Raw genomic sequence first — 11,705 nt, 5'->3', positions numbered from 1 at the left:
GGGCGGGCTCCTTCCCGGCGGGAGGCTCCCCCTGTCCCGGCGTCCGCAGTGGCGGCGCGGCCGGGGCAGGGGGAGGGATTCGAGCGTGCGGGCGCTACTCCACGTTCACGCCCAGGTAGTTGCGGACCTTCTGCTCGGCATAGCGCGCTTCGGCGTCCGCGTCACCCTTGATGAGCGAGCCGATGTACCCGGCCAGGAAGGATCCGGCGATGGAGATGAGTGCCGGGTTCTTGAGCGGGAACACGGCCATGGGATTCTTCAGGATGTCCACCCACACGGTGGGGCTGAAGATGATGAGCACCACGGCGAGCGTCGTGCCCGTCACGATGGAGCACACGGCCCCGAAGGTGCTGAACTTGCGCCAGGTGATGGACAAGAGCAGGGCCGGGAAGTTGGCGCTGGCGGCGATGGCAAAGGCCAGCCCCACCATGAAGGCCACGTTCTGCCCCTTGAAGGCCAGGCCGAGGGCCACGGCGAGCACGCCCAGGGCCAGGGTGGCGGCCTTGGCCACGCGCACCTCGTCCTGCTCGTTGGCCTTGCCGCTGCGGAACACGTTCACATACAGGTCGTGGGACAAGGTGGTGGCCCCGGCAAGGGTGAGGCCGGCCACCACGGCCAGGATGGTGGCGAAGGCCACGGCGGCGATGAAGCCGAGGAACATGGTGCCGCCGGTCACCTCGGCCAGGAGCAGGGCCGCCATGTTGCCGCCCTTGTCCACGGTGGTGATGACGTCCTGGCCCACCAGCACCATGGCCCCGAAGCCGATGATGAAGGTGAGGATGTAGAAGAAGGCGATGAAGCCGGTGGCCACGAACACGCTTTTGCGCGCGGCCTTGGCGTCGGGCACGGTGTAGAAGCGCATGAGGATGTGCGGCAGGCCCGCGGTACCGAACATGAGCGCCAAGCCGAGGGACACGGCGTCCCAGGGGTTGGACACGAGGCCTCCGGGGGCCAGCACCTTGTCGCCGTACTTGGCCTGGGCCGCGGCGAAGAGGTTCACCGGATTCATGCCGAACTTGGAAAGCACCATGATGACGAGCACCGTGGCCCCGCCTAAAAGCAGCACGGCCTTGATGATCTGCACCCAGGTGGTGGCGAGCATGCCGCCGAAGAGCACGTAGGCGATCATCACCGCGCCCACGAACACGATGGCCACCTCGTAGGGCAGGCCGAACATCATCTTGATGAGCGAGCCCGAGCCCACCATCTGCGCGATGAGGTAGAAGCACACGGTCATGAGCGAGCCGACGGACGCCGCGATGCGGATGGGCTTCTGGCTCAGGCGGTAGGCCACCACGTCGGCGAAGGTGTACTTGCCCAGGTTGCGCAAGGGCTCGGCGATGAGGAACATGATGAGCGGCCAGCCCACCAGGAAGCCGATGGAGTAGATGAGGCCGTCATATCCTTTCAACGACACAAGCCCGGCGATGCCCAGAAAGCTGGCCGCGCTCATGTAGTCGCCCGCCAGGGCCAGGCCGTTCTGGAAGCCGGAGATGCCGCCGCCCGCGGTGTAGAATTCCGCCGTGGTCTTGGTGCGTTTGGCCGCGAAGTAGGTGATGCCCATGGTCACCGAGATGAACACGATGAAGAACAGGATGCTCGTGAGGTTGGGCTGTCCGATGGTGGAGGTGAACTGGTCCATTATTCGCTCCTTTTGAGTCCCTGGCGGATCTGGTTCACTGCGCTGTCATACTTGTCGTTGGCCCAGAACACGTAGACGCCGGTCAGGCCCCAGGCCAGCAGGATGACGAAGAGCCCAACCGGGATGCCGACGGACAGTCCGTCAGAGATGAGCGCCGAGAGAATGCTTTTGTCGAAGGCCAGGACCAGGATGAAGCCGAAGTATGCCCCAAGCATGATCACCGTCAGCACTGCCGAGATGAACCCCTTCTTTGCGACCAGGTCCCGGAACTCGGGCGAGTCGATGATTGTCTGCGCGTCCCTTTTCATGCTGCTTCCTCCTGTTGGCTGTTCTGTGGCTGCTTGCCCTGCCGCGAGCATCGGCGTTTTCGCGTGCGCGCCGTCCGCGCCGACCTCGTGAGCCAGCTGTAAAGGGCTTTTCCCCGCGCAGACAGCGCGTTTCGTCAAACGGCGGGTTTCGGGCGGTGAGCAATCATTTGAGCCGGTTGAACACTCACCCGCGATTTTGCGCCGTTCGCCGCAGGCCAATGGTCGGGTCAGGCCTCCGGCTCCGGTGAACGGCGCAAACCGGGCGCGAGAGCAGGGGAAAAAGGGCGTTTCGCGCCGTCGGCAGGCTTCTTGCTTTCATCTGGCGCAAGAAACATCTGCCGGAGCACGCATGAACGTCCTTGTGTTGAATCTCACCCGGCTGGGCGACCTGCTCCAGTCCCAGTCCGCCATCAGCGGCCTTGCGGCCCGGGGCCACCGCGTGGGTCTGGTGTGCCTGGACAACTTCGCAGGCGCGGCGGAGCTCATGCGCGACGTTTCCGCTCTGTTCCCCTTGCGGGGCGGGCGGCTTTTGGCCCGGCTGAACGCGGCCGACGGCGGCTGGCAGGGCGCGCTTCAGGTGCACCATGAGCTTGTGCAGACTGTACGGCGCGAGTTCAAACCCGACGCCGTCATCAATCTGACGCCTTCGCAGCCCGCGCGGCTTTTGGCCATGACCTTCGGCGCTCCGCAAAGCCTGGGCTTCGTGCTGGACGATCACGGCTTCAACGCCGACTCGAGCCTCTGGGCGGCCTTCCTGCAACTGGCGGCAAGTTCGCGCGGGGCCAGCCCCTTCAATGTGGTGGATCTGTTCCGGCGGATTTCCGGCCTGACTGGCGATCCCAGCGGCGATGCGGGCAGCGGGCAGAACGATTTCGGTCTGCGCGGACCCACGGAGGAGGAACGGCAGGCTGCGCGGGCGCGGCTTCTGTCCCTTGTGCCGCAAGCCCCGGCGCGGGGTTTCGTGGCCCTGCAACTGGGCGCGAGCGAGGACCGCCGCCGCTGGCCGGTGGAATATTTTGCACAGGTTGCGCAAGGTCTTGCCCAGGTGGGCTACGCCCCCGTGCTGGTGGGCACCGAGGCGGAGAAGCCCCTTGCCGAGCGGCTGAAGGCCCTGTGCAGCGCTCCGGTCGTGGATCTTGTGGGCGGCACGAACCTGCGGGAGCTGGCCGCCGCCCTGTGCAACTGCGGCCTGCTCATCACCAACGACACAGGCACCATGCATCTGGCCGCAGGCCTCGGCGTGCCCTGCCTGGCGATCTTTCTGTGCACGGCCCAGCCATGGGACACCGGCCCCGGCCTGCCCGGCTGCCTGTGCCTGGAGCCCGATCTGCCCTGCCATCCTTGCGCCTTTGGCCGCGCCTGCCCGAATGACGAGGCCTGCCGCCAGGCCATCGAGCCCACCGGCGTGCAGGCCTTGGCCTTGGCCATGCTTGGCGGCGAAGAACATCGCGGCGATCCGCGCGGCGTGCACGTTTCCGGCGCGCGCGTCTGGCGCACGGTTCTGGGAGCGGACGGCCTGCTGGACCTGGAAAGCCTGTCCGGCCACGAGGCGAAGGACCGCACCCGGCTCATCCGCCTGCAACGCGCCCTGTATCGTCCGTATCTTGACGGCGAGGCCCTGAGTGACGCCATGATCGGTGCCTTGCCGCGGGCCGAACTTTCGCCCCTGGCGGCGGAGAGCCTCTCGCGCAGCCTCGACGAGGCCCTGACCCTGTTGAATCTGCTTGCGCGCCAGGGCGAACTGCTTGCGCGCGACCCCATGCCCGCCATGAAGACAAAATTCTTGGCCACTTGGCAGCGCGTGCGCGGCACCCTGGAAGCCCAGGAACGGCTGGCGCTTTTGTCCGCCCTGTGGACCTTCGAGGCCGAGCGGCCCGGTTTGGACCTTGGCGGGATCTTGGCTCTGGCCGGGCGTTTTTCACTGCTTTTGGAATACGTGCGGCGATGCGTAGTTTCTGGCACTGATGTTGCATAAGGATGGCAACGGGCAGTCGCAAGCAGAAATTTCATCCGCGATCGAAACACCCAAGGAGGGGGAACATATGATTCTCATCGATGGACGCAAACAGGATTTGGAAGTGTCGAGCTTTCAGAATCTCGACCAGATTTTCGTGAAGGTCATGGAAGACGGAGCTCTTGAGGACCGGGTGGTGACGGACGTGTTCGTCAACGACAAGCCCTTCTCCGAGATCTACCCGCACCAGGCCGAGGACATCGACCTGACGGACGTGAAGACCGTGGACATCCGCACCCTCGGCGTGGCCGAAGTGGCGGTGGAGATCACCCGCGAGCTGTACAAGGTCGTGACGCTGATGGGCGAGGGCGCCACCCGCGTGGCCGAAATGTTCCGCCAGGCCGATGACGCCGAGGCTCTGGAGACCTACCAGGATCTGCTGGACGTCACGCGCGACTTCATCGGCATGGTCAGCGTGCTGCGCGGCGAGTTCGCCCTCAAGGACCACAAGGAGTTCCTGGAAGCCAGTGACCAGCTCTCCGGCCTGTTCAGCGAGATGACCGAGGTGCTGGAGAACGAGGACTGGATTCTCCTGGCCGACCTCCTGGAGTACGAATTCCTGCCCGCCGTGAACCGCTGGAAGAAGGTCGTCGCGCTGCTGCGCGAGGACGTCCGGATTTCCGGGAAGGAATAGCCATGCACGCCGCGTTCAAGCTGCTGGACAAGGCCCTGGAGCTGGGACGGCAAGAGCTGGCCCACTTGGCCGCGGGCGATGTGGACAAAGCCGAGGCCGTGGCCTTCGGGCGCGACACGCTCATAGCCGAGGCCCTCTCGGAAGAGAGCCTGGCCAGCCCGGCCTCGCAGAGTCTGGACGAATTACTGGTGAAGCTCAACGCCCTCAAGGAGCTGCAAGCCCGCATCATCGACGAGGCGGGCAAGCTGCAAAAGGACCTGGGCAGCCAGATGCGCAGCGCGGACAAGGAGCAGAAACGCCACGCCGGCTACGGACGCGCCACGCGCCCCACTTCGCGCATCCAGGGCCACTACATCAGCCAGAACAGCTAGAACGCTTTTCCTGTGATCACTTTTCCGCGCAGGCGGTCCCCTTCGGGCGGGCCGCCTGCTGTTTTTCAAACTCCAGCCTCTCGCCGCGGAACACGATGCGCCCGTCCGCCAGGGCCAGCACACGGTTGATCTCCTCCGGCAGGTCGCGGGCGTGGTGCGTCACCATCACCAGCGGCACCCCTGCCTGCGCCAGGCGCGAGAACAGCTCCCGCGCCTTTCTGCGCGCGCGGGCGTCCAGCCCGGCCATGGGCTCGTCCAGGAGCAGCAGGGCCGGGTTTCCCGCCAGGGCCCGGGCCAGCATGACCCGCCGAAGCTGCCCGCGTGAGAGGGTCTTGATGCGCCTGCCCGCCAGTTTGGCCAGGCCGAAGAACTCCAGCAGGCCGTCCGCGCGGGCGCGCAGTTCCGGCCCGGCCTCGGCGTACAGGCCGATGCTGCCAAAGCCCCCGGACCACACCGTCTCCTGCACGGTCAGATCCCAGCCGTAGTCGCGGTCCAGCGCCGCGCCCACCCGGCCCAGGCGTCTGCGTGTCTCGTCCAGGGTCTCGCCTTGGGCCATAAAGCCATATTCCACCCCGCCCGGCGGCCCTTCAAGGGCAGAGGGCCAGATTTCGCCCGCCAGAAGCGAGAGCAGGGTGGTCTTGCCCGCGCCGTTTCTGCCCAATACGGCCCAGTGCTCGCCGGGGCGGATGGTCCAGTCGATGCCGTGCAGCAGCTGCGCGTCGCCCGCCACCACGTCCGCGCGGCGGATGCGCGCCAGGAAATCGCCGTGCAGGGCCGCAGGCGTGAAGAAGCCCGGCGCGGCCTGCGCAGCGGGCTGGCCGGTTTGCGTTTCGGGCGCTGCACTCTGTTCAGGCCCGGCCGTTTCCAATTGAGAGAGCACCTCCGCCAGGGGGCCGCTGGCCGCGATGCGCCCGGCCTGCACGGCCACGGCCAGGGTCAGGCACTTGGGCAGCTCGCCCTGGCCGCCGGTCCTGTGGCTGCAAAACAGCACGGCCAGACGCGGGTCCGCCGCCGCCGCGCGGTCCAGCACGGCCAGGAAGGCCGCCCTGGCCGGGGCGTCCAGGCCCTCCAGGCATTCGTCCAGGAACAGGGCGTCCGGCCCGCAGGCCAGGGCGCGGGCCAAAAGGACGGACCGGGCCTGGCCCGTGGACATGCGGGCCACGCGCTGCTGCGCCAGGTGGGCAAGGCCCAGCTCGTCCAGGCTGCGCCGGGCGGCCTCGCGCTCGGCCTGGGTGGGTTCGCAATAGAGCAGCGGCGTGTCGTAGAAGCCGGTGATGACCGCGTCCAGCCCGGTGATGGGCCATTCGTTGGTGGCGTAGAGGTCCTGCATGTCGCCGGAGACCAGGGCCAGGCGCTGGCGCAGGCCCAGGGCCGTGGCCTGCGGACCGCCCGCGCCGGGCAGGTCGTAGCTGCGGACTTCTCCGGCGCTGCGGCCAGACTCGATATCGGGCGCGATGTCGCCGCGCAGCAGGCGCAGCAGGGTGGTCTTGCCCGCGCCGTTGGACCCGAGCAGGGCGTAGCGCTGGCCAGCGCACAGGGAAAAGTCGACGCCGTCCAGCAGCTTGGCACCGCCGCGCGTGACGCTGGCCCGGCAGAGCCTCACCAGGGGCGCGGCCGCGGCCTGGCCGGAAAAATCGTTGTGCTCGCTCATGCTTCCTCCGGGGCGCATCATGCCCAGAGGCGGCGGCTACCGCAAGGGGCAGGTCAGGGGGTGCAAGTCCTTGCCACTGCGCGGCTTTCGGGCTACCGCTCAGGCCATGACCGCAACCGTGACCGCGCCCGGCGCCGGAACTCCGGCCATCCCAGTGGCACTGCTGCGCCAGGAAAGCTATGCCCGCGAGGCCCTGCAAGGGGCCGTGGAGCGGCTCTTCGCCGCCTGCGGGGCGCGGTTCTCGCACGGGGAGCGCGTGCTGGTGAAGCCGAACCTGGTCTCGCGCGGGAACGCCGGGCTCTCCTGCACTCACCCGGAGGTGCTGCGGGCCGTGTGCGCGCAGTTGCTGGACCTGGGCGCGCAGGTGCGAGTGGCCGATTCCCCGGCCTTCGGCAGCGCGGAGCGCGTGGCCCGGGCCTGCGGCATGGACGAGGCCCTGCGCCCCCTTGGCCTGCGCGTGGCCAGCCTGGGCCGTCCGGTTCCGCTGGCCCTTTCGCTCGGCGGCAGCATCGGCGTGTCGCGGCAGGCTTTGGAGGCCGGGCGCATCGTCAGCGTGGCGCGGCTCAAGGCCCATGGGCAATTCCGGGTCACGGCCGGGGTCAAGAATCTTTTCGGCTGCGTGTGCGGCTGCCGCAAGGCCCTGGCCCATATGCGCCTGGGCGAGACGCCCGGCGCCATGGAATCCATGGTGCTCGACGTCCTGGCCGCGTTGCCGCCGGTGACTGCCCTGGTGGACGGCATCGTGGCCATGCACCGGGGCGGGCCCGTGCACGGAGAGCCCTTCCTTCTGGGCCTGCTGGGCGCGTCCGCTACGCCGCTGGCCCTGGACGCCGTGCTCTACGCCCTTCTGGGGCAGAGCCCGCACTCCGTGCCCCTGTGGGCCGAGGCCCTCGCGCGGGGGCTGCCCGGGGCCGATCCGGCCCAGGCCGTTTTTCCGCTGGAAGGCCCGCAGGCCTTCGACGCCCGCGGCTTCGTCATCCAGGCGGGCCTCGACCCCATGCGCTTCGAGCCCCTGCGCTTTGCGCGCGGACGGATGAAGAGCCTGCTGGACCGCCTGGGCTGACCGCCGGACTTTGGCGCGCGGCGCGGGCCCCTTGCATATGGGCCCGGCCTTGGCTATCACCACAAAGCGCCAAGACCCGGCACGCCGGGCCACCACGTCAAAGAAGGCAAGGAGCGTTCATGGCAAGCGCCGATATCCGCCGCAGGTTCACCGTCACCGGACAGGTGCAGGGCGTCGGCTTCCGCCCCTTCATCTTCCGCCTGGCGGAGGATCTGAATCTTTCCGGCAACGTGCGCAACACCCCGGAGGGTGTGGTCATAGAGGTGCAGGGCCAGCCCAGGGCCGTGGACCAGTTCGCCCGCCGCCTGGAGGCGGAACAGCCGCCCCTGGCGCGCATCCTGCGCGTCACCGTGCAGGACCGGAACGCCGAGGATGGGGCCGAGGGCTTCAGCATCAAGCGCAGCACAGGCGGGGCCGGGCACGACGTGCTCATCAGCCCGGATGTGGCCACCTGCCCGGACTGCCAGGCCGAGCTCTTCGACAAGACCAACCGGCGCTTCCTGTATCCCTTCACCAACTGCACCAACTGCGGCCCGCGCTACACCATCACCCGCAGCGTGCCCTACGACCGCCCCAACACCTCCATGGGCTGCTTCCCCCTGTGCCCGGACTGCCAGCGCGAGTACGACGACCCGCGCGACCGGCGCTTCCACGCCCAGCCCAACGCCTGCCCCGTGTGCGGGCCCAAGGTCTGGCTGTCCGACCGTTCCGGCATGGTGGTGGCGCGGCGAGACGAAGCCATGCGCAAGCTGGCGGCGGTGCTGCTGCAGGGCGGCATAGCGGCGGTGAAGGGCCTGGGCGGGTTCCACCTGGTGTGCGACGCCACCAGCCAGGAGGCCGTGCGCGAGCTGCGCCTCCGCAAGAAGCGCCCGCATAAGCCCCTGGCCGTCATGGTGCCGGATATGGCCACGGCCCGCGCCCTGGCCGTCATCAGCGAGGCCGAGGAGCAGTGGCTCGCGGGCTCGACACGGCCCATCGTGCTGTGCGAGAAGTCCCGCGGGGCGCCGCTGGCCGCCGCCGTGGCCCCGGACGTGGATTTTGTGGGCCTCATGCTGCCCTACACCCCGCTGCACCAGGTGCTGTTCCAGCGCTATGGCCGCCTGCTCTCCCAGGAGCGGCAGAACATGCCCGCCGCGCTGGTCATGACCTCCGGCAACGTCAGCGACGAGCCCATCTGCCTGGGCAACCGCGAGGCCCTGGCCCGTCTGACGGAGCTGGCGGATATCTTCATGTTCCACAACCGCGACATCCTGATCCGCACCGACGACTCCGTACTGCGCGTGCTGCCCGAAACGGGCGAGACGCAGTACCTGCGCCGGGCGCGCGGCTTTGCGCCGCAGCCGGTGTTCCTGGCGGGAAAGGGCCCGAGCGTCATGGGCCTGGGGCCGGAGCTCAAGTGCACCCTCACCCTCACCAAGGGCGATCAGGCCTTTGTGAGCCAGCACCTGGGCGACATGCAGAACATCGAGACCCTGGGCTTCCACCACGAGATGGCCGAGCACTTCCAGGACATCCTGCAAGTGGAGCCAGAGCTTGTGGTGCGCGACCAGCACCCGAATTTCCTCACCACCAGCCTGGCCCAGGAAATGGCCCGCAAGACCGGCGTGGCCATTTGCCCCCTGCAGCACCATTTCGCCCACGCCCACGCCGTGCTGGCCGAGAACAAGCACCAGGGCCCGGCCCTGTGCCTGGCGCTGGACGGCACGGGCTTCGGCACCAGCCAGCCGAACCTGGGCGGCGGCGGGAGCTGGTCCATTTGGGGCGGGGAATGCCTGCTGGTGGACACGGACACCCTGCGCCACGAGCGTCTGGCGCATTTCGCCGAATTCAGCCTGCCCGGCGGCGAGGCGGCCGTGCACGAACCCTGGCGGCTGGCCCAGGCCATGCTTTGGGAGTTGGACATGGAGGCCAGCGGCCAGGACGGTTCGCCCCCCTGGCCCTGGTTGCCGCAGTTCGAGCAGGCCAGCGCGTTTTTGCCGCAGATTTTGCGCAAGAGCCTCAACTGCCCCCTGACCTCAAGCTGCGGGCGGCTCTTCGATGCGGCCTCGGCCATGCTGGGCCTGTGCCTGCGCATGACCTACGAGGGCCAGGCGGCCATACTGCTGGAGCGCGCCCAGGATCTTTCCATCCCCATTGCCGAGGCCGCCGAGTACCCCTGCTCGCTCATCAAAAGCAGCGGCACCGGACGCCTGGAGACGGACCAGCTCCCGCGCGAGCTGGACACCTACAGCCTGTTCCGCGGCCTGCTGCACGACATCAACGCGCACGAGAGCGTTCCGGTCATCGCCCGGCGCTTCCACGCCAGCCTGATCATCGGCCTGGCGGACATGGCCGCGAAATTCGCCAAAAAACACGGCCTGCGGCACGTGGCGCTTTCCGGCGGGGTGATGCAGAATCTCACCTTCGCCCAGGAACTGCCCAAGGCCCTGGCCGAGAGAGGACTCATCCCCTTGACCCACAAGCAATTGCCGCCCAACGACGGCTGCATCTCCCTCGGACAGGCGGCCTACGGCCAGCGTTTGCTGACCCTGCGCGGGTCGTGCCCCATATGAGCGCGCCCCATACCCCCCAGCAGGCCGCGGGCCTGCGCACCCTGGCCCTGCGCAAGAACGAGGACCGCCGCCTGAACGCCGGGCACCTCTGGATTTTCAGCAACGAGGTGGACGTGGCCAAGACGCCGCTCACGGGCTTTGCGCCCGGAGAGTGCGCGCGCGTGGAGTCCTCCCAGGGCCGCCCCCTGGGCAGCGCCTACGTCAATCCCGGCGCGCTCATCGCCGGGCGCGTGTACTGCCAGGACGCCACCCGCCCCCTGGACGCCGAGCTGCTTCGCAGCCGTTTGCGCGCGGCGCTTTCTTTACGCGAAGATCTCTACGCCGCCCCGTACTACCGTCTGGTCTTCGGCGAGGCCGACCGCCTGCCCGGCCTGGTGGTGGACCGCTTCGGCGAGGTGCTGGCCGTGCAGATCGGCACTGCCGGAATGGAGCGCCTGCGGGCCGACATCGTCGCCATCTTGGGTGAGCTGCTGAGCCCTGCGGGCATCCTGCTCAAGAACGACCTGCCGGGCCGCGAGCTGGAAGGCCTGGCGCGCGGCGTCGAGGTGGCCGCCGGCGACGTGCCGGAGGACGCCGTCATCGAAGAGAACGGCTGCCGCTTCACCTTCCCCCTGGCGGGCGGGCAGAAGACCGGCTGGTTCTACGACATGCGCGAGACGCGGGCCATGGCGGCCTCCCTGTCCGCCGGGCGGCAGGTGCTGGACGTGTTTTCCTATGCCGGGGGCCTGGGCATCGCCTGCGCGCACGCCGGAGCAGAACGCGCCGTGTGCCTGGACGCCTCGGGCGTGGCGCTTTCTTATGCCGCCAAGAGCGCGGAGCTTTCCGGCGTTGCGGACCGGGTGGAAATCCTGGAGGCCGACGCCCTGGCGGGCCTGAAGGAGCTGCGCGCCCAGGGCCGCCGCTTCGGGCTGGTGAGCGTGGACCCCCCGGCCTTCGTCAAGCGCCGCAAGGACATGGAAAAGGGCCTGGCGGCCTATCGCACGGCCAACCGGCTGGCGCTGGAGCTGGTGGAGGACGGCGGCTTCCTCATCGCCTGCTCCTGCTCGCAGCACGTGGGGCGCGACGACCTGCGCAAGGTGCTGGCCGGGGCCGCCCGCGACGCCGGGGTGCGCCTGTCCATCGTGCGCCAGTGCCACCAGGCGGCGGATCATCCCATCCACCCGGCCATGCCGGAGACCGAATACCTCAAGGGCTTCCTGTGCCGCGTCACCCGGCCGGGCAAGGGCCTGTAGCGGGAGCGCGCATATGAGAGACTTGCAAGCAGCGCCCGCCCCGGCAGGCGAGATCAAGACCGACACGCTTCGCACAATCGACCTGCGCCACGTGACCTGCGGGTTGGTGCCAGCCATTCTGCACGAGCTGGCGACCCTTGAGGGCGACGAGGCCGACGTGCTGGTGCGCGCGGGGATCGAGACCGAGATCATCAACGGCTTCGGCACCGGGGGCGACTGGCTGTTCCGCTTCCTGCCC

The 11,705-nt window shown here is 68.5% G+C and carries 9 protein-coding genes and 1 pseudogene; 7 read left to right on the top strand and 3 right to left on the bottom strand.

Features of this window, described 5'->3' with window-relative positions:
* Positions 1 to 94: 94 nt before the first annotated feature.
* Positions 95 to 1,642, bottom strand: a complete 1,548-nt coding sequence (locus tag VN419_RS04825; protein WP_325645014.1) for a sodium:solute symporter family transporter — start codon at positions 1,640 to 1,642, stop codon at positions 95 to 97.
* Positions 1,642 to 1,950 (bottom strand): DUF485 domain-containing protein, encoded by a 309-nt coding sequence (locus tag VN419_RS04820; protein ID WP_325645012.1) that lies wholly within the window; start codon positions 1,948 to 1,950, stop codon positions 1,642 to 1,644. Before VN419_RS04820 ends, VN419_RS04825 begins: the two co-directional genes overlap by 1 nt.
* 349 nt (positions 1,951 to 2,299) lie before the next feature.
* Here VN419_RS04820 and VN419_RS04815 point away from each other — a divergent pair, with 349 nt between their 5' ends.
* The 3 genes from VN419_RS04815 to VN419_RS04805 all read left to right on the top strand — a co-directional run bounded on the left by VN419_RS04815 (position 2,300) and on the right by VN419_RS04805 (position 4,969).
* Positions 2,300 to 3,925 (top strand): glycosyltransferase family 9 protein, encoded by a 1,626-nt coding sequence (locus VN419_RS04815; protein WP_325645010.1) that lies wholly within the window; start codon positions 2,300 to 2,302, stop codon positions 3,923 to 3,925.
* A gap of 67 nt (positions 3,926 to 3,992) precedes the next feature.
* The gene (locus VN419_RS04810) at positions 3,993 to 4,598 is read left to right on the top strand and encodes a hypothetical protein (RefSeq protein ID WP_325645008.1); all 606 of its coding nucleotides are present in this window, start codon (positions 3,993 to 3,995) and stop codon (positions 4,596 to 4,598) included.
* 2 nt (positions 4,599 to 4,600) lie between these two features.
* Positions 4,601 to 4,969 carry a hypothetical protein gene (locus tag VN419_RS04805; RefSeq protein WP_325645006.1) on the top strand — a complete coding sequence of 123 codons (369 nt, stop codon included), beginning with the start codon at positions 4,601 to 4,603 and terminating at the stop codon, positions 4,967 to 4,969.
* Positions 4,970 to 4,985: 16 nt separating this feature from the next.
* Here the strand turns inward: VN419_RS04805 and VN419_RS04800 are convergent, their stop codons facing one another.
* Positions 4,986 to 6,620 (bottom strand): ABC transporter ATP-binding protein, encoded by a 1,635-nt coding sequence (locus tag VN419_RS04800; protein WP_325645004.1) that lies wholly within the window; start codon positions 6,618 to 6,620, stop codon positions 4,986 to 4,988.
* A 106-nt stretch (positions 6,621 to 6,726) separates the two neighbouring features.
* Between VN419_RS04800 and VN419_RS04795 the strand changes: the two genes are divergently transcribed.
* The 4 genes and pseudogenes from VN419_RS04795 to VN419_RS04780 form a co-directional block, all read left to right on the top strand.
* Positions 6,727 to 7,683, top strand: a complete 957-nt coding sequence (locus VN419_RS04795) for a DUF362 domain-containing protein (protein WP_325645002.1) — start codon at positions 6,727 to 6,729, stop codon at positions 7,681 to 7,683.
* Between the two features lie 119 nt (positions 7,684 to 7,802).
* The gene (hypF, locus tag VN419_RS04790) at positions 7,803 to 10,235 is read left to right on the top strand and encodes a carbamoyltransferase HypF (protein ID WP_325645000.1); all 2,433 of its coding nucleotides are present in this window, start codon (positions 7,803 to 7,805) and stop codon (positions 10,233 to 10,235) included.
* Positions 10,232 to 11,467 (top strand): class I SAM-dependent rRNA methyltransferase, encoded by a 1,236-nt coding sequence (locus VN419_RS04785; protein ID WP_325644998.1) that lies wholly within the window; start codon positions 10,232 to 10,234, stop codon positions 11,465 to 11,467. The genes hypF and VN419_RS04785 overlap by 4 nt, the downstream gene beginning before the upstream one ends.
* Before the next feature lie 13 nt (positions 11,468 to 11,480).
* Positions 11,481 to 11,705: pseudogene (locus VN419_RS04780) on the top strand (hypothetical protein); the annotation flags it as partial.

It is taken from the genome of Humidesulfovibrio sp., assembly GCF_035560995.1.
Taxonomy (GTDB): domain Bacteria; phylum Desulfobacterota; class Desulfovibrionia; order Desulfovibrionales; family Desulfovibrionaceae; genus Humidesulfovibrio.
Note: the sequence above shows the minus strand (reverse complement) of the source record. Positions and strands in the feature narration are given on the sequence as shown.

Excerpts from the sequence above, each read along its gene's own strand:
- VN419_RS04825 (WP_325645014.1), bottom strand. The coding sequence starts at position 1,642 with ATGGACCAGTTCACCTCCACCATCGGACAGCCCAACCTCACGAGCATC.
- VN419_RS04785 (WP_325644998.1), top strand. The coding sequence starts at position 10,232 with ATGAGCGCGCCCCATACCCCCCAGCAGGCCGCGGGCCTGCGCACCCTG.
- VN419_RS04810 (WP_325645008.1), top strand. The coding sequence starts at position 3,993 with ATGATTCTCATCGATGGACGCAAACAGGATTTGGAAGTGTCGAGCTTT.
- VN419_RS04800 (WP_325645004.1), bottom strand. The coding sequence starts at position 6,620 with ATGAGCGAGCACAACGATTTTTCCGGCCAGGCCGCGGCCGCGCCCCTG.
- VN419_RS04805 (WP_325645006.1), top strand. The coding sequence starts at position 4,601 with ATGCACGCCGCGTTCAAGCTGCTGGACAAGGCCCTGGAGCTGGGACGG.
- VN419_RS04820 (WP_325645012.1), bottom strand. The coding sequence starts at position 1,950 with ATGAAAAGGGACGCGCAGACAATCATCGACTCGCCCGAGTTCCGGGAC.
- hypF (WP_325645000.1), top strand. The coding sequence starts at position 7,803 with ATGGCAAGCGCCGATATCCGCCGCAGGTTCACCGTCACCGGACAGGTG.
- VN419_RS04815 (WP_325645010.1), top strand. The coding sequence starts at position 2,300 with ATGAACGTCCTTGTGTTGAATCTCACCCGGCTGGGCGACCTGCTCCAG.
- VN419_RS04795 (WP_325645002.1), top strand. The coding sequence starts at position 6,727 with ATGACCGCAACCGTGACCGCGCCCGGCGCCGGAACTCCGGCCATCCCA.